The sequence below is a fragment of the Bacteroides sp. 3_1_13 genome (assembly GCF_001185845.1).
Lineage (GTDB): Bacteria > Bacteroidota > Bacteroidia > Bacteroidales > Bacteroidaceae > Bacteroides > Bacteroides xylanisolvens.
In genome coordinates, this window is sequence record NZ_KQ236955.1 from 1,994,738 (window position 1) to 2,019,318 (window position 24,581).

At 39.2% G+C, this 24,581-nt stretch carries 16 protein-coding genes; 13 read left to right on the forward strand and 3 right to left on the reverse strand.

Annotation, left to right across the window (positions count from 1 at the left end; genetic code table 11):
- Positions 1 to 18 precede the first annotated feature (18 nt).
- Positions 19 to 1,590, forward strand: a complete 1,572-nt coding sequence (locus HMPREF9009_RS07060; RefSeq protein WP_004324632.1) for a LamG domain-containing protein — start codon at positions 19 to 21, stop codon at positions 1,588 to 1,590.
- Between the two features lie 119 nt (positions 1,591 to 1,709).
- Here the strand turns inward: HMPREF9009_RS07060 and HMPREF9009_RS25900 are convergent, their stop codons facing one another.
- The 3 genes from HMPREF9009_RS25900 to HMPREF9009_RS07075 all read right to left on the reverse strand — a co-directional run bounded on the left by HMPREF9009_RS25900 (position 1,710) and on the right by HMPREF9009_RS07075 (position 5,396).
- Positions 1,710 to 1,976: a hypothetical protein gene (locus HMPREF9009_RS25900; RefSeq protein ID WP_004299920.1), complete on the reverse strand. Its 267-nt coding sequence runs from the start codon at positions 1,974 to 1,976 to the stop codon at positions 1,710 to 1,712.
- A 274-nt stretch (positions 1,977 to 2,250) separates the two neighbouring features.
- Positions 2,251 to 3,807: a sulfatase gene (locus tag HMPREF9009_RS07070; RefSeq protein WP_049701792.1), complete on the reverse strand. Its 1,557-nt coding sequence runs from the start codon at positions 3,805 to 3,807 to the stop codon at positions 2,251 to 2,253.
- Positions 3,808 to 4,022: 215 nt separating this feature from the next.
- Positions 4,023 to 5,396 (reverse strand): sigma-54-dependent transcriptional regulator, encoded by a 1,374-nt coding sequence (locus HMPREF9009_RS07075; RefSeq protein ID WP_004304936.1) that lies wholly within the window; start codon positions 5,394 to 5,396, stop codon positions 4,023 to 4,025.
- 87 nt (positions 5,397 to 5,483) lie between these two features.
- Here HMPREF9009_RS07075 and HMPREF9009_RS07080 point away from each other — a divergent pair, with 87 nt between their 5' ends.
- The 12 genes from HMPREF9009_RS07080 (at position 5,484) to HMPREF9009_RS07135 (ending at position 24,477) form a co-directional block, all read left to right on the forward strand.
- Positions 5,484 to 6,323 carry a peptidylprolyl isomerase gene (locus tag HMPREF9009_RS07080; protein ID WP_049701793.1) on the forward strand — a complete coding sequence of 280 codons (840 nt, stop codon included), beginning with the start codon at positions 5,484 to 5,486 and terminating at the stop codon, positions 6,321 to 6,323.
- A 5-nt stretch (positions 6,324 to 6,328) separates the two neighbouring features.
- Positions 6,329 to 7,567 (forward strand): M16 family metallopeptidase, encoded by a 1,239-nt coding sequence (locus tag HMPREF9009_RS07085; protein WP_004299932.1) that lies wholly within the window; start codon positions 6,329 to 6,331, stop codon positions 7,565 to 7,567.
- 84 nt (positions 7,568 to 7,651) lie between these two features.
- On the forward strand, positions 7,652 to 9,010 hold the full coding sequence (locus HMPREF9009_RS07090; protein WP_049701794.1) for an MATE family efflux transporter: 1,359 nt from the start codon (positions 7,652 to 7,654) through the stop codon (positions 9,008 to 9,010).
- A 34-nt stretch (positions 9,011 to 9,044) separates the two neighbouring features.
- Positions 9,045 to 11,375: a hybrid sensor histidine kinase/response regulator gene (locus tag HMPREF9009_RS07095; RefSeq protein WP_008997863.1), complete on the forward strand. Its 2,331-nt coding sequence runs from the start codon at positions 9,045 to 9,047 to the stop codon at positions 11,373 to 11,375.
- A gap of 65 nt (positions 11,376 to 11,440) precedes the next feature.
- Positions 11,441 to 12,016, forward strand: a complete 576-nt coding sequence (locus HMPREF9009_RS07100) for an RNA polymerase sigma-70 factor (protein WP_004304929.1) — start codon at positions 11,441 to 11,443, stop codon at positions 12,014 to 12,016.
- A 33-nt stretch (positions 12,017 to 12,049) separates the two neighbouring features.
- Positions 12,050 to 13,222, forward strand: a complete 1,173-nt coding sequence (locus HMPREF9009_RS07105) for a FecR family protein (RefSeq protein ID WP_049701795.1) — start codon at positions 12,050 to 12,052, stop codon at positions 13,220 to 13,222.
- A 16-nt stretch (positions 13,223 to 13,238) separates the two neighbouring features.
- Entirely contained in the window at positions 13,239 to 16,583 is a 3,345-nt protein-coding gene (locus tag HMPREF9009_RS07110) for a SusC/RagA family TonB-linked outer membrane protein (RefSeq protein WP_004304927.1), read from the forward strand.
- A gap of 20 nt (positions 16,584 to 16,603) precedes the next feature.
- The gene (locus tag HMPREF9009_RS07115; protein ID WP_004324639.1) at positions 16,604 to 18,019 is read left to right on the forward strand and encodes a RagB/SusD family nutrient uptake outer membrane protein; all 1,416 of its coding nucleotides are present in this window, start codon (positions 16,604 to 16,606) and stop codon (positions 18,017 to 18,019) included.
- Positions 18,020 to 18,032: 13 nt separating this feature from the next.
- Positions 18,033 to 18,488: a hypothetical protein gene (locus HMPREF9009_RS07120; RefSeq protein WP_004304925.1), complete on the forward strand. Its 456-nt coding sequence runs from the start codon at positions 18,033 to 18,035 to the stop codon at positions 18,486 to 18,488.
- Between the two features lie 12 nt (positions 18,489 to 18,500).
- The gene (locus HMPREF9009_RS07125; protein ID WP_004304924.1) at positions 18,501 to 21,302 is read left to right on the forward strand and encodes a M16 family metallopeptidase; all 2,802 of its coding nucleotides are present in this window, start codon (positions 18,501 to 18,503) and stop codon (positions 21,300 to 21,302) included.
- A 48-nt stretch (positions 21,303 to 21,350) separates the two neighbouring features.
- The gene (locus tag HMPREF9009_RS07130; RefSeq protein ID WP_225450265.1) at positions 21,351 to 22,853 is read left to right on the forward strand and encodes a hypothetical protein; all 1,503 of its coding nucleotides are present in this window, start codon (positions 21,351 to 21,353) and stop codon (positions 22,851 to 22,853) included.
- Positions 22,854 to 22,953: 100 nt separating this feature from the next.
- A complete protein-coding gene (locus HMPREF9009_RS07135) occupies positions 22,954 to 24,477 on the forward strand; it encodes a calcineurin-like phosphoesterase C-terminal domain-containing protein (RefSeq protein ID WP_049701796.1) in 1,524 nt (507 codons plus the stop codon).
- The last annotated feature ends 104 nt before the right edge of the window (positions 24,478 to 24,581 follow it).

The window sequence follows — 24,581 nt, forward strand, 5'->3', positions numbered from 1 at the left end:
CTTTAAAAAGAAAATCAGATGAAACGAATCTATACATATATGTGTCTGTTGCTTTTGTCGGTATTATCGTTTGCCGTTACAGGTTGTGATGACGATGATGACGACGATGTGGCTAAAGACTTGATAGAGTTGATTGTGAACAAACCGGTAATACGTATCGGGCAGAATGAGGAAGCCAAAGTGAATGTAGTGGTTGGAAACGGAAACTATACCGTGAGAAGTTTCAACACTGCCATTGCAACGGCTACCGTTTCCGGCGAATTGATAACTGTAAAAAGTGGCTCACAGAATGGGGCCACTACCGTCGAAGTAATGGATGGAGAAGGAGTAGTTGCCAATATTTCTGTGAATGTAGGTGTATTTGAATTGGAAGTGAATGAACCGGAGGTGATCTTGGAAGTTGCCGGTGAAAAGCAACTGATTGTTAGCATGGGAAACTTTTCCAGCAATGATGAATTGTCTTATGAGGTGGAGGATGAAACGGTTGTCAGCATGGTTAATACAGATCAGTTCCGTCCTTTCTATACTTTGACAGGTTTGAAGAACGGACATACAACAGTGACTTTTACAGACCATAAAGGAAAACAGGCAGTGGTTCAGGTGACGGTAAATCCGATTTCTATCGATGTCTCCAACCTGACACCGAGAGTGGGAGTCAACAATAAGATCATGATTACGGTAGAAAAAGGGAACGGAGGTTATAGTCTGACAGCAGAGGATGAAGAGATTGTAGCTATTCAGCAGGTGGATGACACTCGTTTCAATTTAATAGGTAAAAAAGCGGGTATCACTACCGTGTTTGTCAGAGACGAAGCGGAACAGGAATTAAGTCTGACCGTTACGGTGGTACAGGCAGATAAAGTAGCGAACCTAGGTAGCGGTAATTACTTTAAAGTACCGTTTGAATATAATGGTACGGCAGATGAATCGCTAAAGAATTTGAGTACGATCACATTTGAGGCTCGTTTCAATATTGAGTCGTTGAATGGCAATGACAATGGAAATGCCCGGATTAATACGGTGATGGGTATAGAGAAGAAATTCCTGCTGCGTGTCGACGTGCATAAGGGAGGAAGCAATGATGAAGAACGTTTCCTTCAGCTTGCTGCAGATGATAAAGGTAGTATTCGCTATGAGGGCTCTACTAAGATAGAAACCAATAAGTGGTATGATGTGGCTGTGGTATTGGATAATAGTAAGAGCGGAAGCGAACGGATTGCATTGTATGTAAATGGTGTCAGAGAAACGCTTCAATTATCAAACGGTACGCCGGATGATTTGAAAGAGATCAATCTTACTTCTGATTTCTACATCGGCCAGTCTGATGGTAAACGCCGGTTGAACGGAGCTATCAGTTATGCCCGTATTTGGACAAAAGCCTTGTCGGATCAACAGATCTCCGAGCAGAGCGGCAAGTTGTTGAGTGAGGATAAGGATGGAATGGTAGCTAATTGGTTATTCAATAATGGAAATGGTAATACCAAGACATTTGTGTCCTTGGCAGGAAAGAGCTTCGAAGCAGAGGCGGCAAATATTGTTTCAAGTTGGAAAACAGATCCGATATTGGAAACAAGTGCTCCTACAGAATGATTGTAAGAAGATAGGATAATAAAAAAGCCATCCCCGGAATAGACGAAAGTAGGGATGGCTTTTTTTGTAGTGTGCTTACTATTCTTCGGCAGACTATGTCCTGCATGTTGTTGGCAAGGTTATTCCTTGACAGGCTCAGCCGGTTTGTCTTTTGATGTAGTGTCTGTGACAACTGTATCATTGACATTGGCGGCGAGTGCAACCAGTGATGCCTTTGCAGGCGCGTCTTCTTTAGTTACAGTATCTTTTACTACTGTATCATTGACAACTGTTGCATTGATTTCTGTCGGGGCTGTCACAGCTTCTGCAGAACTCTGAGCCTTTACAAGGAATGAACCACCACAAACAAACATAAACATTGCTACTACTAATACTAATTTTTTCATAATCGTTTGCTTTAATGATTATTAGACATATGTTTTCAATTCTCTACCTTTGTGTTAAGGAATCGGTTATTGCTTTTCGCTAACGCCTAATTAAAGATCAAAGCGCGTGCCAAAATTAGATAATGTATGATAAGTGATTGATAAATAAGGGAATGAGGAAGATGATGCCAATTAGGATAGTGGGGAAGTATGTGTGGAGTGTGTGGAAACTGTGGCGGGGAGTGTGGAATTATTCCACACTCCCCGCCACAGTTCTTTTATTTAGGTAATCTATTTACTTAATTTCATCCGGCCAGGGACAAGGTTTACCTGTCGCTTTGAAAGTCGGTCGTTGTGCATCTACTTTTCTTAGAAAGTTGCCCAGCTCTTTAGAAAGTTTCTTCACGATGTCCGGATGCTGTGCACTAAGGTCGTTGCTTTCTCCTATATCATCAGGTATGTTGAATAACTCTTTCTTTCCTGTTCCATAGTAATAAATCAATTTCCAGTCACCGTTTCGAACGGCACAATTAAAGTTGATTCCGGGACCGTCATTTCCCCAGTTGTTAGGCATATTCCAGAAAAGACTCCGACCCTTAGCTGGGTTGCCTGTCTGTTTCAGCAGAGGGATGAAACTGATACCGTCTATCGGTTGAACTGTCTGGTAGTTCTTGACACCTGCTATTTCAAGAATAGTAGGGTAGAAGTCTTCTATCAACAAGTAGTTGTTGCATTTGCTTCCCGGAGCTACTACTCCCGGCCAACTGACAATCATCGGTTCGCGGATACCGCCTTCATAAGTAGAACCTTTACCACTGTTCAATGGATAATTCTGTGTATGCAGCTTGCCGTCACGCCATCCGGATTCGGATGCAAGTCCTCCGTTATCACTCATAAAAATGATAATAGTGTTGTTGGCTTCTCCATTCTTTTCCAGCCAGTTCATTAAATCACCTAAACTTTTATCCATTCCTTCAATCAGTGTGGCATAAGCAGCTTCATGGTCTGTCATTCCTTTTTTCTTGTACTTCTCATAGAAGCGCATATCTTTGTTCAAAGGAATGTGGATGGCATATTGCGACATATACAAATAGAAAGGCTGATTATACTTTTTCGCTTTATCCAGTGCTTTAATGGCTTCCAACGTCAATGCTTCAGTTACAAAGGTTTCCGTTCCCCAATATTTCTCTAATCCGGGAACAGACATCAGTGATACCGCTTTCCCATCTTTGGTATGTCCGTAGTTCTCTTCTCCCAGGTAACTGGCAAGTCCACCGGCCGCATGTCCGGCAATATTTACCTCGAATCCCCAATGATGCGGATCTTCCCCTGGAGTATCTATCGCTCCGAAATGGGCTTTTCCACAATGTATAGTATGATAACCGCTGTTCTTTAGCAGTTGCACGAAGGAGGTTCCTACGAAAGTATGATTAGTGCCGGACACTTGACTTACTCCATTGTAATTCCAGTCAGGGACTGCCAGAATGCTATCTTTACGGTCTGTCATTGTATTCTTTTGCAGAGTCCAGTTAGTTACTCGGTGACGTGCGGCGTTGGTTCCGGTGATGAGGCTGCACCGGGTAGGAGAACTGATACTGTTGGCATACGCTTGAGTAAACATCATTCCCTGTTTTGCTAACCGCTCCATATTGGGAGTCTCGTACAATTCGTTATAGTGTGTCTTCTGTGTCCAGAATGGGAGTGAAGTATCCTGCCATCCCATATCGTCTACCATAAAGAGAATGATATTCGGACGTTTGTCCGCGCGTTCTATTTGCATATTGCTTTGTGCTTGCAGATTGGTTACTGCGAGTGGCACAAATGCAAGGGGTAATAATGTTTTTTTATTCATGGGGGTCATTTTATTCTATGGAATATGCATTAAAATTAATAATATCTGGTAATGCGATAGATTCGGTTAAAGATAAGTTCGAGCACTACAAAAAGGAATCATTTCTCACCGTGATGAGAATAAATACTCATAGTAATGAGAACTTTTTCTCATCGCATTGAGAAAATTTTCTCATAGGCATGAGAACACTTGAGAAAATGCAAGAACGTAACTTGTTACAAATCAATATTGTATAATTTCAATTTATTATATAAAGTCTTTCGATCAATATTCAGTAATTGCGCTGCTTTACTCTTATTGTTTCCTGTTTGGCGTAGCGCCTCCAAAATATGCTCTTTTTCAGTCTCTTCATTGCGTAATGCAATGCTCGTATTGCTGGATGCAGGAGTTTCTAAAAGCTCGGTCCCCAATTCCAATAAAGTAATGAAACTGCTTTGTGCCAATAAAGTTGCTCTTTTGACGATGTTCTTCATTTGGCGCAAGTTTCCCGGCCAATGATAATTCATTAAAGCTTGCGATGCTTTTGCATCGAAACCTATCAGGTGTTTATCCAGTTCCTTGTTTGCCTGATCGAGGAAGAAATTGGCAAAGAGCAGAATATCTTCTTTCCGTTCTTTCAGATCGGGCATACGGAGGGTAAATTCATTGATACGATGATAAAGGTCTTCACGGAAAGTACCTTTTTCAATGGCTTGTTCCAGATTCTCATTGGTGGCAGATACCAGACGAATATCTACCGATATCTCCTGTGTAGAACCTACCGGACGTATTTTTCTCTCTTGCAAGGCACGAAGCAGTTGTATCTGCACTTCATAACTAAGGTTTCCGATCTCATCCAGAAAGATAGTACCACCGTTGGCTGCAACGAAAGCCCCCGTTTTATCTGTCAGAGCACCTGTAAACGAACCTTTCACATGACCGAAAAATTCGGAAGCAGCCAGTTCTTTGGGGATAGATCCACAATCTACGGCAATAAACGGTTTATCGTTTCGTTTGCTAAGTTGATGAATACGGTGCGCCACATACTCTTTTCCTGTTCCGCTGGAACCGTTGATAAGTACGGACATATTGGTCGGAGCTACCAGACCTACATAATTGTAGAGTTGTTTGGCTGCATCACTTTCTCCTTCCAGATAAGCACGATGATTTTCTGTTGAATCTTTAGATGAAGTAGAAGCACCTTTTTTAGAAGAAGATTTAGCAACGTTATGAGTAGCAGGACTCTTTTCAGACTGCAGACATTCAGAAATTTTCTTCAGTAATTCTTCCGGATTTACCGGTTTGGCTATATAATCACGTGCTCCCAGTTTCATTGCCTGTACGGCGGATTGTATATCCGCATAGCCAGTCATGATGATTAAAGGAATGTCCATGCCTTGTTCATTCATCCATTTCAGCAGATCGATACCTTCGTGGTCGGGTAGTCGCAGGTCTGATAAAATCAGATCGACGTTTTGGCTTTCGATATGTTTTCGGGCGCGGGCAATATTACTCACTGATGATACTTCAAAGCCCTTTTTGCCTAGCCAGGTTTTTAGCATCATTCCAAAAGTGATATCATCTTCAACGATCAATATGGAGCTCATCATGTCAGGTTTTGATTCTTTTAAGTCACAAAGGTAAGAGGATTTAGGCGAAAGTGGTATATTTGCAAACTTAAATTAAATAAAAGTGTTATGAAAAAGATTCTATTGATAATATTAACCATATCGTTTAGCGGACTTACTGCCTGCAAAACCGGAACAAAAAAAGGAGGAGACATGGATAAAGAAACGTTGGTAAAGATTGAGACAACTGTAGGAGATATCGAGGTGAAACTATATAATGAGACACCGAAACATCGTGATAATTTTATCAAACTGGTGAAGGACGGTGTTTATGAAGGCACACTGTTTCATCGTGTTATCAAAGATTTTATGATTCAGGCTGGTGACCCGGACTCAAAGAATGCACCGAAAGGAAAAATGCTGGGTACGGGAGATGTAGGTTATACTGTTCCCGCTGAATTTGTATATCCTAAATATTTCCATAAGAAAGGTGCCTTGTCCGCTGCCCGTCAGGGAGATAATGTGAACCCGAAGAAAGAATCTTCCGGTTGTCAGTTCTATATCGTGACAGGTAAGGTGTTCAATGACTCTACCTTGCTGGGTATGGAAAGCCAGATGAATGAGAATAAGATTAATGTTATTTTCAATACGCTGGCACAGAAACACATGAAGGAAATTTATAAGATGCGAAAAGCAAATGACGAAAACGGTCTTTATGATTTGCAGGAAAAGTTGTTTGCAGAGGCACAGGAAATGGCAGCTAAACAACCGGAATTTCATTTCACTCCGGAACAGATTGAAGCCTATACAACGGTGGGAGGAACTCCGCATCTGGATGGCGAATATACTGTGTTCGGTGAAGTAGTGAAAGGTCTGGATATTGTGGCTAAAATCCAGCAGGTGAAAACCGACCGTAGCGATCGTCCCGAAGAAGATGTAAAAATAACAAAGGTGACAATACTTGACTGAAATATATGAAAATCAACAGGCATATTCTTGATAATGGGTTACGTCTGGTACATTCGCAGGACGAAAGTACGCAGATGGTTGCCCTTAATATATTATATAATGTGGGAGCTCGCGACGAAGATCCCGAACATACCGGTTTTGCCCATTTGTTCGAACACCTGATGTTCGGAGGGTCGGTGAATATTCCCGATTATGATATGCCGCTTCAATTGGCGGGTGGAGAGAATAATGCCTGGACGAATAATGATATAACCAATTACTACCTCACTGTACCTCGTCAGAATGTAGAAACCGGCTTTTGGTTGGAATCCGACCGGATGTTGAGTCTTGATTTTAGCGAACGGAGTCTGGAGGTACAGCGGGGAGTAGTAATGGAAGAATTCAAACAGCGATGTTTGAATCAGCCTTATGGGGATATCGGACATCTTTTGCGTCCTCTGGCTTATCAGACGCATCCTTATCAATGGCCTACTATCGGAAAAGAGTTGTCGCATATTGCCAATGCTACGCTGGAAGAAGTGAAGGCATTCTTTTTCCGTTTTTATGCTCCTAATAATGCCATATTAGCTGTGACCGGTAATATCTCTTTCGAAGAGGCGGTTGCTTTGACAGAAAAATGGTTCGGCTCTATTCCTCGTCGGGAAGTTCCTCAACGGAACCTGCCACAAGAACAGGAACAGACGGAAGAACGGCGGCTGACGGTAGAGAGAAATGTTCCTCTCGATTCTTTATTTATGGCATACCACATGCCTGCCCATTGCCATCCGGATTATTATGCATTTGATATTTTGTCGGATGTGTTGAGCAACGGACGTTCCAGCCGGTTGAACCAGCGTTTGGTACAACAGAAACAATTATTTTCGAGTATAGATGCTTATATTTCCGGCAGTGTAGATGCGGGGTTATTCCATATTAGTGGTAAACCTTCGGCAGGTGTCACCCTGGAACAGGCGGAAGCGGCAGTGCGGGAAGAACTGGAACTGTTGCAGCAAGAATTGGTTGACGAACAGGAACTGGAAAAAGTGAAGAACAAATTTGAGTCCACCCAGATATTCGGCAACATCAATTATTTGAATGTGGCAACCAACCTGGCTTGGTACGAATTGCTTGGCCGGGCGGAGGACATGGAAAAAGAGGTCGATCGTTATCGGTCTGTCACGGCTGAACAATTGCGGGCGGTAGCTCAATCTGCTTTCCGTAAGGAGAACGGAGTAATACTATATTATAAGAAACAACAAAATTAAATTCTCCCTTTTTATAATCTATCAGTGAAAGGGGAAAGTCCCTTTGCCTGAAAATGGAGATACGTTTAGGTAACGGAAAAGTAAATGAGACATATTTATAGTACATATAAAGAGCATTATAAAGCACTAATTTTTCTCGGACTGCCGATTGTGATCGGTCAAATAGGAGTAATCGTTCTTGGATTTGCGGATACGTTAATGATCGGGCATCATAGTACGATTGAGCTGGGAGCAGCTTCCTTCGTCAATAATGTGTTCAATCTGGCGATTATTTTCAGTACGGGTTTTTCGTATGGGCTGACTCCCATTGTGGGAGGTTTGTATGGAACCCGCCAGTATGCCCCTGCGGGACAGGCTTTACGCAACAGTTTGCTGGCAAACCTGATGGTTGCATTGCTGCTGACTGTCTGTATGACTGTTCTTTATCTAAATATAGAACGTCTCGGACAGCCGGAAGAATTGATTCCCCTGATTAAACCGTATTACCTTGTTTTGCTCGCTTCACTAGTGTTTGTCATGCTTTTCAATGGATTCAAGCAGTTTACAGACGGAATTACGGATACAAAAACCGCTATGTGGATATTGCTTGGTGGAAATGTCTTGAATATCATAGGAAACTATATCCTGATTTATGGAAAGCTCGGATTGCCCGAGTTAGGTCTGTTGGGAGCAGGTGTCAGCACGCTGTTCTCGCGTATCGTGATGGTGATTATATTTATCATCATCTTTATGCGTAGTCCGCGTTTTGTCCGCTATAAGATTGGCTTTTTCCGTTTGGGATGGTCACGAGCTGTATTTGGGCATTTGAATGGTCTCGGATGGCCGGTTGCTTTTCAAATGGGAATGGAGACAGCCTCCTTTAGTCTAAGTGCGATCATGATCGGTTGGCTGGGTACTATCGCTCTGGCTTCTCATCAGGTTATGCTGGCTATTTCGCAGTTTACATTTATGATGTATTACGGTATGGGTGCTGCTGTGGCTGTTCGTGTCAGTAACTTCAAAGGTCAGAATGATATCATTAATGTACGTCGTTCTGCCTATGCAGGTTTTCATCTGATGATGACATTGGGCGTTGTGCTTTCTTTGATTGTCTTCCTTTGCCGGAATTACTTGGGAGGCTGGTTTACCGACAGTCAGGAAGTGGCTGCTATGGTGACCTCTCTAATCTTCCCTTTCCTCGTTTACCAGTTTGGCGACGGACTGCAGATTACTTTCGCCAATGCTTTGCGTGGAATTTCAGATGTAAAACTAATGATGGTTATCGCCTTTATCGCCTATTTCGTTATTTCGCTTCCCGTAGGATATTTCTGCGGCTTTGTAATGGGATGGGGGATAGTAGGTGTCTGGATGGCATTTCCTTTTGGTCTGACGAGTGCGGGACTAATGCTCTGGTGGCGTTTCCACTACATGACAAAACTCCCCGAACCCCACCCCAAAACCTAATACTTAATACTTAATACTTAAAACTTTTATCCCAATGGCTTCCTTCCGTTTTACAAAGTTGAAAATAACCGCCGGTTACACTTTGTTACTGGCGATCCTCCTTTTCTCGCTGGTGTTTGTACATCGTGAGATGGAAGCATTGTCGGCAGCCGACGATCAGCAGAACTTAAGAACTGATAGTCTATTGACCCTTCTCCACGAGAAAGATCAAAACACGATTCAGATGTTGCGGGTGCTAAGTGAGGCAAACGACAGCCTTCTCTCTGCTTCGGAAATCGAAGAAATCATATCCGAACAGGATTCTGTGATTACCCAGCAACGGGTACAACATCGGGTCATCACCAAACGTGACTCGTTAATCACTACTCCTAAAAAGAAGGGATTCTTCAAACGACTCGCCGAAGTGTTTTCCCCTTCTAAACAAGACAGTGCCGTATTAGTAAATACATCGTTGGAAGTAGCCACTGATACCATTCTCCAACCGACCACTTCTAAAGATTCTCTTCAGCAGAAAATCCGCATGGCTACCGAAGAAAAACGGTTGCAACGGAGGAAAACAATCCGACGTACCAGTACAAAGTACCAGCGGATGAATACGCAGTTGACGGCACGGATGGATAGCTTGATTAAACAGTATGAGGAAGAAATGACCTTGCGTGCCCGTCAGGATGCCGAACTTCAGCAGGAAGTGAGGATGCGGTCGGCACGTATCATCGGCGGTATCGCGGTTGGTGCCGTACTATTATCGGCTTTTTTCCTGATATTGATTATGCGGGATATTTCCCGTAGCAACCGTTACCGCCAGCAATTGGAGGTGGCGAATAAACGGGCGGAAGATTTGCTGATCGCCCGTGAAAAATTAATGCTTGCCATTACCCATGATTTTAAAGCTCCGTTAGGCTCAATTATGGGATATACCGAACTCCTGTCCCGATTGACAGAAGATGAACGGCAACGATTCTACCTCGACAATATGAAAAGTTCTTCAGAACATTTATTGAAGTTAGTCAGTGACTTGCTTGATTTCCACCGGCTTGATCTCAATAAAGCGGAAGTGAATCGCGTAACCTTTAACCCTTCCCAGCTATTCGACGAAATTTATGTCAGTTTCGAACCTTTGACCGCTGCCAAAGGTTTAGCCTTGCAATGTCACGTCGTCCCGGAACTGAATGGAAGATATATCAGTGATCCTTTGCGACTCCGGCAAATTGTGAACAACCTTTTGTCCAATGCCGTAAAGTTTACTCAAAAAGGAGAAATTAGCCTGACAGCCAGTTATGATTCTTCTAAGTTAACCATCGCCATTGCCGATACAGGAAAAGGAATGGCATCAGAAGATCGTGAACGTATCTTCCAAGAATTTACACGTCTTTCCGGTGCGCAGGGGGAAGAAGGTTTCGGACTCGGACTCTCTATTGTGAAGAAATTGGTAACTTTGCTTGAAGGAACCATTGACGTGCAAAGCACATTAGGAAAAGGGAGCTGTTTTACTGTAACTTTACCTCTTTATCCGGTAGGTAAATTCCTTGCAGAGAGCGAATCTCCGGAAAGTGAATCTTCGGAGAATGAAAGTCCATACGCTCCCAAACAGTCGGCTGCCATTCCTCCCATGAAAGTCATTCGTGTGCTTTTGATTGATGACGATAAGATTCAGCTGAATCTGACTGCCGCCATGTTGAAACAGCATGGTATTGATGCAGTGTGCTGTGAACAGCTGGAACAGCTGATTGAACAACTTCGCTCTTCCGTCTTCGATGTATTGCTGACAGATATACAAATGCCTGCCATTAACGGGTTTGATCTGGTAAAACTATTACGGGCTTCTAATATACCACAAGCAAAAACAATCCCTGTTATTGCTGTGACTGCCCGTAGTGAAATGGATAAAGCCGCTTTACATGAACATGGTTTTGCCGGTTGTTTGCATAAACCGTTTACAGTAAAGGAATTGTTGCTAACAGTAAATGAAGGTCAACTTTCGGCCGATGAAGCGCATATAACAGAAGATATGCAACTAAATGTAAATGCCCTCACTTCTTTTTCGGAGGATGATCCTGAAGCTACACATTCCATTATCCAAACATTTATAGAGGAAACACAAAAGAGTGCTGACCGGATGGTGCAGGCATTAAATGCTAAGGAGGTGGATGAAATAGCTGCAATAGCTCACAAACTTCTTCCTCTTTTTACATTGATTGGAGCTGGGAATGCTGTAATTCTACTGAGTTGGTTGGAGGCAAGGCGTGGGGAGGACTTTTCTACGGAAATAAATGAAAAGGTTGAGAGCATTCTTCAAGAAATTCAGAAAATCCTGAAAGAGGTAAACGGTGTAGAGTGTTCGAATATTCTTAATTCTGAAATATGATTTAATGTTTATTTATTGTTTTTTTCTATCGTTTATTTCTATATTTGCTGTCTAAAACTTGCTAAATGATACGTGAACCTGGTTTTTCTATTAATCGGAAAGATATATTTGAAAGATTGTTCAGTGATTATTACGGGATATTAGTATGTTATGCTCAAAAATATACGAAACGTGAAGATATAGCTGAAGATATCGTACAAGATGTATTTGCATCTTTGTGGGAAGAAAATCGTATATTTCCTTCGCAAGCGAATTTTCGTTCATTTCTTTATATTTCGATAAGAAATGCGGCTTTTGATTATTTGCGACATCAAAATGTAGAAAGTCGTTATATTGAAGAAGCTTTGACTGCAAATCGTTTCTTGTCGGATGATTCTTTTCAGAAAGAAGAAGTTTTTCGCTTACTATTTAAACAGATTGATTTACTTCCGGAACGTTGTCGGGAAATATTCTTGTTACATCTGGAAGGTTATGATAATGATGCTATTGCTAAAAAATTATCGTTGTCAATAGAAACTGTTAAAACTCAAAAGAAACGTGCAATGAAAACTCTTCGGAACAATCTGAAAGAGAAATTGCAAAAAAAATATCCAGATACCTCATTTTTTATTCTTTTCTTGTACCTCGATTTATATCTATAATCGTTTGTGTAATACAAATGATAATTAGATAGTATGGAGATTGAAAAACTAATTGTTAAATACTTGGTCGGGTGTTTATCTAAAGAAGAAGACCAAATTCTAAAAAAATGGTTGCAAGAGGATGAATCTCATCTGCGTTTTTTTCAGAAAATCAGCTTGGATAAGACTGCTGTTGAGGATTATCGTCAATATCATCGTTTTGATGCTAAATCGGATGAGGCTTTCCGTAAAGTATGGACCTCTTTACATAAGGGAACTAGAAGGATATCAACGCAAAGAAAAATAGGCTTTTTTTCTCGTCGTTGGTTGAAGATTGCTTGTGCTCTACTGATATTGCTATTTTCTGTAGGGGGAGGACTCTATTTTTACTATGAGGCATCACGAATAACTCCTGGAGAGTCAAAAGCAATATTGACTTTAGAAGATGGTAGTGCTAAACAATTGAAAAAATCAGGGCAAGAACATTGGATTTATATAGGTGATACACCTATTGCAAGAGAGTATGATGGGATGATTGTTTATCATATCCCAGAAACATCAAAAGTGGAAATAAGTCAACAGAATACTTTGTCTGTTCCTCGTGGAGGAGAATTTCGATTAACTTTATCAGATGGAACAAGGGTACATTTGAATTCTTTATCAGAGTTGAAATATCCGGTTAGTTTTAAAGGTATGAATGAACGAACTGTAGAATTGAAAGGGGAGGCCTTTTTTGAAATAGCGAAAGATTCATTACATCCATTTAAAGTAGAAACTCAAGGAATTTTGATACAGCAGTTTGGGACGGCGTTTAATGTGAAGTCTCGTGTGAAAGGAAAAGTTGAAGTTGCTTTAGTGCAGGGTAGCATTGGAATTTATACTCAATCTCAAAAGTTGCATAAACTATCACCAGGACAGCTAGCCATATGGGATGCTTCTACGGATCTTTTATCAGTTGAAAATAAAGATTTGTTATTAAATACCGCTTGGCATTCTAATCGTTTTATTTTTTATGATGAGAGTCTGGGAAGTCTGATGGAAGAACTTGCATTGTGGTATAATGTAGATGTTGATTTCTTAGATAAATCATTGAAAGAACTTCATTTCACAGGCAGTTTATATCGATATGACGATATAGCTGTCATTTTGAATGCTATCGAAGAGACAGTAAATGTTGACTTTAAGATTTCCGGACTTCGTATTAAAATTGATCGGAAGAATAAATAATAATATATAAGTGATTATGAGAATTCTAATTATTATAATGTTGCTATGTACAACATTAGTCCCTAATTACCTGTATGCCATTTCTCATGAAAATTATAGTGAGGAATCGTTCTTGTTCGTTGGTGAAGATTATATGCAAGAGAATTATAAGGTAACGTTACATTTGAGTGGTGTTTCTGTTAGTACATTGTTTAATGAGATCCAAAAACAGACCAAACTGGATTTTGTTTATAATACAGAATTATTGGAGACTATAACACCGATTTCCGTTACGGCAGAAAAGGAATCAGTTTTTGATGTTTTGAATCGTTTGTTTAATGGAACAGGTTTTATTTTTAAAAAGTCTGGCAATATTATCACTGTTAATAAAAAAGAAGAACTACAGCAGGATGATAAATTCTTAGTAACAGGAGAAGTAAAGGATGATACCGGTGAACCATTAGTCGGTGTAACTATACAACAAAAGGATACTCGTAATATTACGATAACGGATATGGATGGACGCTATTCAATTCAAGTGTCTAGTAAGGCAGAGGCTTTTTTAACTTTTTCATTTGTGGGGATGAAAACGAAAACAGTACCCGTTAAGGGAAGAGTACTTAATGTAAAACTTGTTCAGGATGCGATTTCTATTGATGATGTCGTGGTTGTAGGAGCGTATGGTACAGCACAAAAGAGGCTAGACCAAGTCGGTAGTGCTTTTCAAGTGAATGCTGACCAGTTAAAAGCATTACCAGCTTTACGAGTGGATAAAATGTTGGATGGCTTGATTCCGGGAGTGAAAATTGATCCGAATACAGATTCACCGGATAATACACGTGCACGTTACAATGTAAGGGTTCGTGGAGATGCTTCTCTATCTGCTTCGAACGAGCCATTGTGGGTTGTGGATGGGACTCCTATTTATACAGGTGAACATACTAATTTGATTCCTGGAATGAGTACGACTATCAGTCCGTTATCTTTTATCAATCCTGATGATATTGAGTCAATAACAGTATTGAAGGATGCTACGGCAACTTCCATTTACGGAGCGAATGGTGCAAACGGAGTCATATTGATAACAACTAAAAAAGGAAAAGAAGGTGACTTGCGTATTCATTTAACGGCTCAATATGGAGTTGCAAAGATTGATAAGAGTACTAGTCCGAAAGTTCTGAATGCCAATCAATATCTAATGTTAGCTAAGGAAGCTTATCAAAATGCAGGGAACGATTTAAAATACTTTCCCTATACTGATAATGAAATGAACAAATACAGCCTTACAAATACAGATTGGACAGATGTGTTTTATGATACCGCTAATACTTTTCAAACAAATTTATCTTTAATGGGAGGGGCTCGGAATACAGCGTATTATTTATCAGCTTCTTATTTAGAGAATACAGCAACGGTGAAAGGGAATAAACAACAGCGTTTTTCTATTCGTTCTAATTTGGATTTTACTTTTCTTCGAAAGTTTAAGGTCTCGGTTGATCTTGCTACTTCTTATAATGTGAATGATTTGTTTAATCCAGGAAGGGATTATTATGAGTACTTACCGATATTCGAACCATATAATGAAGATGGAACTTTTCGTCTTTACAATAAGGTTATATCCGGAAAAGAAACGGATGGAAGTCCTAAATGGTCGGAGAACCGTTTCTTGAACAGTGTAGCGGAAAGGGAAGAGAATATTTATAATCAAAAGACTTTATATACGAATGCCAATTTAATGTTGAGATATGATATTCTTTCAGGGTTATCTTACACAGGACAATTTGGTGTTGATTATCAGTCAGGTAAGGAAGAAATTTATTATGCTCGTACTAATTGGTCCGGAATGACGAGCGCTGATGGTCCGATAGGTTATTCCACTAGAAACTCATTAAATATGATGAACTGGACTACTGTACATCGCATTAATTATAAGCAGTCTTTTGATAAACATGATATAAGTGGATTATTGGGGATTGAGGCTGGTTCACAGGACTATGTGACACTTGGAGTTACAGGGTCAGGCTTCATTAATGATCATATTCAAGATGTGTCTTATGCAAAAGAGCGTAAAGGGACTAATACTAGTAAGACGAAACGCAAAGCTTCTATGTTAGGGCAGCTTAGTTATTCTTACGATCATCGATATTATGTGACATTAAATGGACGTAGAGACGGAAATTCACAATTTGGGTCAGATGTACGCTGGGCTAATTTTGGTTCTATAGGAGTTTCTTGGAATGTTCAGAATGAGAGTTTTTACAATATTCCATGGATGAATATTTTGAAAATAAAAGCTAGTTATGGGGCAAATGGAAATTCCCGCTTAGGTTCTCAGGAAGCTCTTGGCTTATATTCTTATGGGGAAAGTTATTCTTATGCAGGAGAAATAGGTGGTGTTATGTCGGGGTGTCCAAACAGCCGTTTGAGTTGGGAAACTACTTATATGACAAATATAGGTGTTCGTGTACGCTTGTTCGATCGTTTGGATATAGAAGTTGAAGGGTATCATAATAAGACAACTAATTTGTTGAGTAATTTAGATGTTTCTCGAACGACAGGTGATACTCGTGTGTATAGAAATGTAGGAACAATATTAAATAAAGGGATTGAAGTGACTATAACTAGTCACAATTTCCGGCCGAAGAAAGATGGTGATTTCAGTTGGTTAACTGATCTGAATCTAGCACATAATAGTAATAAACTCTTAGAGCTATATAATGGCATTCAGAAAAATATGGGTGAGATGGTTTGGAGGGAAGGATATGACATACATACATATAACTTAGTGCGCTGGGCTGGAGTTGATCCTCGTGACGGAGCACCTTTGTGGTATGATGCAAAAGGGAATATAACACGGATTTACAGTACGGATAACCGTGTCCCGTATAAGAGTTCAACTCCTGTCCTAGCTGGTGGCTTGACAAATACTTTAACGTACAAAGATTTTAGTTTGCGCTTTATGTTCAATTATTCAATAGGAGGCTACGGATTTACATCTTTCGGTAGGGCAAGTAATTCGGATGGGTTGAATATAATGACGGAAAATCAGTCTATTGACCAGTTGAATCGTTGGCAAAAATCCGGCGATTTAGTGCTGAACCCTAAACCAATATGGGGTGTCTCTACTCAGTCGGTGATGAACTCTACCCGTTATTTGTATAACAAAACTCAGGTTCGTTTGCAGAATCTAGTATTTTCCTATCGAATTCCCCGGACAATTCTACATTCGACTGGCTTAAAAGATTGTTCTATTTCTTTAATTGGAGATAATTTATGGGTCTGGACCCCTTATTCGGGAAAGGATCATAATTCTTATAAAACATGTATGAGTGGTTATCCGATGGAAAGATATTTCTCGATAGCACTAAATGTAGGATTATAATTAAATAGGTTTAAGATAACATGAAAAAAAGAATATATCTACTAGTCGGTGCTTTATGCATCATTATGCAATTGGTTAGCAGTTGTACCAATTTTTTAGAAGTTGAAGAAAAAGGAAAAACAACAATCCCTTCATTCCTTTCAGATCCTGACGGACTTAATGCAGGGCTGGTTGGCGCATATAATAAGATGTATGCTTATTATGACAATGAGTTTACAAAATATCCGGATGTTGCCGGAAATATGTTGTCAATGAAGTATGTCTCTGCAGGAGCAGATATGCTTGATCAGTATAATTTTACTTCTGATGCTTTACAAGAGACAGGAGCTGTAGGGTATATTTGGCGTAAAATATATGAAGCCTTGGCAAATGTGAATAATGTAATTCAATATCAGCCTCAGGTGATTTCAGCTTATCCGAATGCAAAGGATATGTGTCAACGTATTCTCGGAGAAGCTTTATTCTTGAGGGCATTGTGCCATTTCGATTTATGTAGGGTATATGCACAACCTTATAATTACACGTCAGATGCTTCACATTTAGGAGTTCCTATTCTATTAAAAACTCCAGGTCCCGATGATAATGTTTCCAGGGAGAGTGTTAAGAAAGTATATTTACAAATTTTAGCAGATTTGGAACGAGCTGCCGATTGTTTCAGGGGCATTGAATCAAGTGGAATATATTATGCTTCTTTACAAGCGGTCAACGCATTATATTCGAGAGTCTATTTGTATATGGAAGATTGGAATAACGCCCTGAAGTATGCAAAACTGGCAATTGGGACAGGGAAACTGTCTCAAGGAGATACCTATTTAAATATGTACCAGGATCTTTCTACTACGGGAGAAGCTATCTTTCGATTGAATGGAATAGATCAATCAGGAAAATTAAAGGCTTTTTATGATGCTTCCTGTGTTCCTGCAGATACATTATTTACGTTGTTCGATGAAGGGGATATCCGTCTTGGCTTACTTAGAAATAAAGATGGAATAGCTTATTGTTCCAAATATTATTCTCTAAAACAGCCAGATAATCAAGTGAATAGGGATGATCCATTTGTTTTCCGTCTTTCCGAAATGTATATGAATGCTGCTGAAGCAGCTTGGCATCTGAAAGATTATACAGCTGCTTCCGGATATCTTAAATCTATTTTGGAGCGTGCTGTAGATACAGACTATGCAGTCAATACACTTAGTCAATATTCAGACGCAAAACTGATACAACTGATAGAGAAGGAACGTGTAAAGGAACTCTGTTTTGAGGGACATAACTTCTTTGACATTATACGCTGGAAGCAGGATCTTAAACGTGAGGAAAATACGAATTCTTCAGTGGAAAAGATCGTTTATCCTAGTGATTATTTTGTATTGCCTATTCCGCAAGTAGAATTGAATGCGAATACAAATATGCAACCCAATCCGACAGTAAACAATTAAAAATAAATCATTTATGAGATCACTATACTTTATATTACTAATAAGCTGCCTTTGGGCATGTACTACTGATGAGAAAGAGCCTTATGATACGCCTTTTATTCATATTATGACAGATAAAGGTGTATCTAAAGTTATTGTCAAGTCGGATGTGAATAACATTAATACTTATAGTGTGTATCTGAGTTCGAAACCTCTGACTGAGAATCTGGAAGTGAACTATCAAGTCATAGTAGGAGATGGTCTGAAATCCGGTGTTGATTTTGAACTGGTAACAAAGGGTAGTACATTAACTTTTCTACCGGGTATTTATGATATGCCCATACGCATCCGATGGATGCCAAATCATTTAGATGAGAACAAAGACAATACAATAACCATTCGTTTGACTGGCAATAATCAAGGACTGACTATGGGGCTTCCAGGTCCCGACGGTTTACAGCGCGAACTGGTGATAGAGAAACAGAATTAATGAAGGAGTAGAATGAAAAAGTTTTTATGGCTGATTTTTATAGGCTTATTGCTAAGCCCTGTTGTATACGGGCAATCATCGGAGTTCTTACAGTATGATAAGAATCTGATTGTAAGAAAACTGGATAATGGATTAACCTATTATATTTACCCGAATACGAATCCCAAAGGGGAAGCCGTTTATCGTTTGTTTGTGAAGGCTGGTTCCGTCATGGAGAAGGAGAATCAACGAGGATTGGCTCATTTCCTAGAACACATGGCATTTAATGGTAGTTATCATTTCCCCTCTGATGGTATGGTTCGTTTCTTAGAGTCGAAAGGAGCCAAATTCGGGAAAGATTTAAACGCGCACACCTCGTTTAATGAGACTGTGTATAAATTGCAGTTGCCTTCATCCAATCCTCAAATGGTAGATTCAACATTAACTATCTTAGCTGATTGGGCAGGCGGGCTTTCTATCGATTCAATGCAGGTAGAAAAAGAACGTGGAGTTATACTTTCGGAATGGTTGTCGAAGAGAGATGCCAAACGCGATAGTGATACAGCTTTTCTATTGGAGCTTCTGAATAGTTCGCACTATTCCGAACGAATGACTATTGGTGATACGGCTGTCATTAGAAACTGTAAACGAGAGGATATTCTGGATTATTATCAAACATGGTATCATCCTTCACTAATGGCTGTGGCCGTTGTAGGTGATATAAATCCTGAACAGGTTGAGACGCTTATAAAGGAGAAATTCGGGAAACTATCGTCTCTTGCCTCTCCTATTTGGAAGCAATGCCACATTCCTGTTTATAAAAAGGAAGCGGTAAAGATACTTACCAATGAATCGCTGAAAACAATAGAATTGGATATGATTCAGTTGCTGCCACTTTCAAAACCGGTTCAGACAGCAAAGGATTATAAGGCTTATTTGACCCGAACATTATTGAATCGCCTTTTTAAGATGCGAATGAATGCTTGGGCTTTTGAAAATCCTTCTTATAGGAAAGCCAGTATTCAGTACTCAAGTTTTCTGAATGCAACTGGAGTATTGCTATGTTCGGTAGAACTACTACCTGGGAAAATGGAAAAAGGTATTTCGGAGTTTATTGCACAGCAACAGCAAATCTTTCGTTATGGGTTTACTGAGACAGAAATAGAACGTGCCAAAAAGGTTATTTATAATAACTTGGAGAATAAACTTCAAAATCAGCAAAATCCTGCTTCCGTTGAATTAATGAACGATATTTATGCCGATTTTTATGTAGGAAACAGATTTACCTCATTACAAGAAGAGTATCGATTAGTTCAACGATATTTTCCAGAACTAGACTCTGTTGCTTTGGTTAGGAATTTGGCAAAAGTATATTCACCCCAAAAGATGCATTATCTATTGCGAGCAAATGAAAAAGCTAATAAGGAAGTGAATGGAGATGCGACTTTGATGTCAATTATAAAAGAAGCCAGAAAACAATCTTCGAAACGGTATAATAAATATTTTTCTGTACCGGATGAATTATGCCAATTACCGTCGGGGGGACATATTGTCAGAGAAGAAAATATACCAGAGATAGGAGCTGTGTCTCTTTGGCTAAATAATGGCACGCGCATTATATTTAAGTCTTCAGAACTCGATAAGGGGAAGGTGTTGTTGACTGGTTTTCGGAAAGGAGGGCTTTATTCTTTAGATTCTTTACATTATTATACAGGTCTATTCGCTCCCAGTATTATTTCACTTTCTGGAGCCGGAAATTTTTCAAGGGATGCATTGAACTATTTTCTGGCAGGAAACTCTGCTTCTATGCGTCTACTTGTTGATAAGACACGTACTGGGCTAGCTGGAGTATCGCAGGTAAAGGATATGGAAACAATGTTTCAACTACTCTATACCAAATGGATGTACCCCCAGTTGGATACAGCAATTTGTAAACAAACAATAGAGAAGACAAAAGAAAATTATCGTGTCAAGCAAAAAAGTCCGACGGAGTTTTTTCAGGAAGAACTAATGTGGCTTTTGAACGGACGAAATTACACAAATACAATACTTTCTGATTCTTTAATAACACGATATGTAAAGCAAGAGGATATGCTTCCTCTATTCAATCGTTTTTATGGTGCAGCGAAAGATTACACATTTGTTATTTTGGGAGACTGTACTATACAGGATATAAAGCCGTTAATCACTACATATATCGGTGGATTACCTAAAGGATCGAATGATACGGATTGGTGTTATACAGAACGTAATATACCTTATAAATCCTGTTCATTGATACGTCACACGGGGGATTCTCCTAAAGCATCAGTTTCATTGATTTTCCAGCAAGACAGTTTGTTAGAGGAGTTTAGCTCATTCACATTGAAATCGAATGTGATGAAAGCGATGTTGCGCACTTGTTTACTTAACCGTTTGCGTGAGGAAATGGGAAAAGTCTATAGTGTAAGCGTAGCTTCGAGTGCGGGTTTATATCCTTCTTTCTTATCACGAACGATGATTGGATTTGTCTGCTTGCCAGAGGATGTTGATAGTTTGGTTAATGCTACACAAGAAGAATTACAAAGACTTTATGAATATCCGGAATCATTTGACGGTATATTAACGGATGTTAAACGTAATCTTTTGAAAGATTTTGAATTGGATAAACAAAAAAACTCTTTTTGGACTTCTTGGATTCGCAATTCCATATTCAATCAACAGGAGGATTGGAAATATCTGAATAATTATGCACAAACAGTAAATAGTATAACAGCAAAAGATATTTCTTCTTTTGCAAAATCTTTATTGAGCACTACTCCCATGATAAAAGCTGTGCTTTACCCTAAAAATTAGTAATAATATGATTGTATAACAGGACTCCGGTCCACAAATATTTATGGTATGAATAGAATGAAAGATTTATTTTGGATGGCAGTAATTGTTTTGTTTGCTGCGTTTTCATCTTGTTCGGATGACAAGAATGATGGGACAGATGAAGGAGTTGAAGCTAAGCTGTTAACCTTTGGGTTTTATGCTGAAGATAATTCAAGTATATTATCAGATGATTATATAGCTACCCTATCTTCCACAACAGCTAAGGTTACTATGCCTGCATTTATAGATAAAAGTGCACTTGTCGCTCGCTTTACGACGAACGATGGTAATATCGTCTTGGTAGATGGAGTTACACAAGTTAGTGGTGCTACTGCCAATGATTTTACAGCTCCTGTAGATTACATTGTTAGTAATGGAAAACAGAATGTAAAGTATACGATAACAGTTGCTAAGTCTTCTAATATGGCTTGGGTAAGAATGCCGGACTTTACAGCGACATCAGTTTTCAGTGGATCTGTTTTAAAAATAAACCCGGTGGATCAAGTTCCATATCTTGGTTTTAAACTAAAAGAAGAAGAGAAAATGGCTGTCATAAAACTTGTTGATGGTACAACTTGGACAGCAGTTGGTTCTTTAGAAGGCTTTGGAGGAGAAGTTAGTTTGTCAAATTATGATTTTGATATTGACAAGGATGGAATTCCTTATGTCGTTTATTCTGATAACAGTGCTACCACAGTTGCAGGTGCTGCGTCTTTAATGAAATGGAATGGGACTACCTGGAATTATGTAGGTAATCAAGGATTTGTAAATGCTCAATCTCAGCAATTACATTTAAGAGTATTAGATAATGGAGAGACTATTGTTTCACAAGTGAACAATAGCAACAAAGTTTCTTTTCCAAGGCGAGTGTTAGTTATGTCTATTTATCAGAACAGTTGGGCGAGTAGTGAATTACCACTTTTGGCTTCCGGGACTCCAATCTATAATTGTAATCTTGCTAAGACAGAGCATGCTGCCTATCTGTTGGTGGTTAACCGTGGGGCAGTAGCAGGCGTAAATTATGGTCATTCAGTATATGAATATAAAAATGGAACATGGAGTATTCTATTAAATAACTATGTAGAACCAAATGCTACTCAGACTGGTATTGTTGGATTGGATATTGAAGCAGAAGAAAATGGTACACTTTATATCTTAACAAGTGATGATGCAGTGACATCAGGTGTGTATAACTTGAGACTAAAGAAATATGATCCGGTAACAAAACAATGGTCCACAGTAGGAGGAAATCCATTGCCTTTGGATTTTAAAACCTCAACTTCAACTTCAGTGGCCATATCAATAGCTCCTGATGGTACTCCTTTTGTTGCCTACAGAGATGAACAAGATCAAGATTATCCAAAGGTTATTTATTTGGATAATGAAACTAAGCAATGGTCAGATCCTCATAAATTAGCAGATATTGCTTCTAGTAATTTGAATATAGCTTTCTCCTCCACAGGAGTTGGATATATTTCATTTACAGATGACAATAACCATGCTATAGTTTTTAAATATACAGATAAGTAAACGTTATGCTTTTAATAAAATAATGTAAATGCGAGGAAGGGTATAGATGGTTTTTATCTTAATATATCCTTCCTTGTTTTTATATTAATAAGATGAAAAAATGAAAAAGTTCATGATTATATATATATTCTTCTTATTAGGCAGTTTTGTTTCCACAAAATGTTTGGCTCAAGATGTTGCTTGGATAGAAGGTTGTGTCTATGAAGATGGTAATCAAAATGGGATTCAGGACAAAGGAGAAAAAGGTATTTCGGGAATAGCCATATCTAATGGAGATACTGTTCTACTTGCAGATAAACAGGGACATTTCAGAATCAGACTTTCTAAGGGAAACAGTATCTTCCCGATTCTTCCGAATAATTGGACACTATTGTCTAATCAAATAGTAAATTCAGGATTTTATTATTGGAATAGTCATGGGGATACCGAGACGCAACAAATCAATTTTGGATTGAATAAGAAAAAGGTAAATAAGCATTTCTCAATAAACGCAATAGGAGATGTACAAGTCGGTAATTCTCAGGAGTTGGATTATGCTTCCCGTTCTTTATGGCCAGAACTTTTGCAAGCAGATTCGTCTTCGTTCAATATATTTTTAGGTGATTTAGTGAATAACAATTTAAATTTATTTCCCGCTATCAAACAGATGATGGAACTATTGCCTGTACAATCATGGACAGTTATAGGTAATCACGATCGGGATGCTGATTCTATAAGGATTAATCAAACCTTTTCATATAATACAGCTTTTGGATCAGCGACTTATGCTTTTAACGAAGGAAACGTACATTTTATTGTTCTAAATAATGTCTATGGTAAAGGAACACGTTCTTATGTAGGGAAGATTTCTGATAGTCAATTGCGCTTTGTCTCAAATGATCTGAAACTTGTACCTAAAAATGCTCAGATCGTACTTTGTATGCATATTCCATTAGTACATACTACTAATTCATCCGCATTGATTGAAATATTAGAAGGACGAGGGAATGTTTTAGCTTTGACTGGGCACATGCATCAGGTGGAGAGGAATTTTTTACATGGTCAGGATGTTTGTGTACATGAATTAGTAACAGGGGCTTCTTGTGGTTTCTGGTGGGTGGGAGAAAAGGATTGGGAAGGTATTCCGTCTGCTTTGATGCAATGTGGTACTCCTCGTAATTATTTTGTTTTTGATTTTACAGAGAAAGACTATTCTTTCCGGTATAAGGGCATAGGGATGGATGCTTCCCGACAGATGAATATTTGGATTGCAGGTATTGACTCGACAGATGTTTATATCGATGAATTGAGAAACAAACACCAGGGAGAAATGCTTGTAACTGTTTATGGAGCTTCAGATAGTACAATAGTACGTTGTCGTTTGGATAATGGTGAATGGTTATTATGTGAGAGGAAAGAAGAACTTGATGTGAATGTAGCAAGGGTGAGAAGTTGGAATCAGCTAAAAATATATCCAACTCGTTTCAATCGTAGAAATCCGTTCAGAAGGCAATTTTCTCCTCAAATCTGGGGACTACAATTACCTAAAGAGTGCTGCGAAGGTGTTCATTTGATCGCTGTTGAAGCTTCTGATCAATGGGGATTTAAAGCTAGTGGCGAACGCTGCTTTTATTATCAAAGATAGTATTTTTTAAGGAATTCTGTATATCTGTAAATAGAGCCAATATCTGTCTTATTAGACAATCGGATACATTGGGTAATATGACTAACAAGTAACTTCATCTTTTT

Excerpts from the sequence above, each read along its gene's own strand:
- HMPREF9009_RS07070 (WP_049701792.1), bottom strand. The coding sequence starts at position 3,807 with ATGAATAAAAAAACATTATTACCCCTTGCATTTGTGCCACTCGCAGTA.
- HMPREF9009_RS07125 (WP_004304924.1), top strand. The coding sequence starts at position 18,501 with ATGAAAAAGTTTTTATGGCTGATTTTTATAGGCTTATTGCTAAGCCCT.
- HMPREF9009_RS07105 (WP_049701795.1), top strand. The coding sequence starts at position 12,050 with ATGGAGATTGAAAAACTAATTGTTAAATACTTGGTCGGGTGTTTATCT.
- HMPREF9009_RS07075 (WP_004304936.1), bottom strand. The coding sequence starts at position 5,396 with ATGATGAGCTCCATATTGATCGTTGAAGATGATATCACTTTTGGAATG.
- HMPREF9009_RS07110 (WP_004304927.1), top strand. The coding sequence starts at position 13,239 with ATGAGAATTCTAATTATTATAATGTTGCTATGTACAACATTAGTCCCT.
- HMPREF9009_RS07085 (WP_004299932.1), top strand. The coding sequence starts at position 6,329 with ATGAAAATCAACAGGCATATTCTTGATAATGGGTTACGTCTGGTACAT.
- HMPREF9009_RS07090 (WP_049701794.1), top strand. The coding sequence starts at position 7,652 with ATGAGACATATTTATAGTACATATAAAGAGCATTATAAAGCACTAATT.
- HMPREF9009_RS07100 (WP_004304929.1), top strand. The coding sequence starts at position 11,441 with ATGATACGTGAACCTGGTTTTTCTATTAATCGGAAAGATATATTTGAA.
- HMPREF9009_RS07080 (WP_049701793.1), top strand. The coding sequence starts at position 5,484 with ATGAAAAAGATTCTATTGATAATATTAACCATATCGTTTAGCGGACTT.
- HMPREF9009_RS07135 (WP_049701796.1), top strand. The coding sequence starts at position 22,954 with ATGAAAAAGTTCATGATTATATATATATTCTTCTTATTAGGCAGTTTT.
- HMPREF9009_RS07130 (WP_225450265.1), top strand. The coding sequence starts at position 21,351 with ATGAATAGAATGAAAGATTTATTTTGGATGGCAGTAATTGTTTTGTTT.
- HMPREF9009_RS07060 (WP_004324632.1), top strand. The coding sequence starts at position 19 with ATGAAACGAATCTATACATATATGTGTCTGTTGCTTTTGTCGGTATTA.
- HMPREF9009_RS07095 (WP_008997863.1), top strand. The coding sequence starts at position 9,045 with ATGGCTTCCTTCCGTTTTACAAAGTTGAAAATAACCGCCGGTTACACT.
- HMPREF9009_RS25900 (WP_004299920.1), bottom strand. The coding sequence starts at position 1,976 with ATGAAAAAATTAGTATTAGTAGTAGCAATGTTTATGTTTGTTTGTGGT.
- HMPREF9009_RS07120 (WP_004304925.1), top strand. The coding sequence starts at position 18,033 with ATGAGATCACTATACTTTATATTACTAATAAGCTGCCTTTGGGCATGT.
- HMPREF9009_RS07115 (WP_004324639.1), top strand. The coding sequence starts at position 16,604 with ATGAAAAAAAGAATATATCTACTAGTCGGTGCTTTATGCATCATTATG.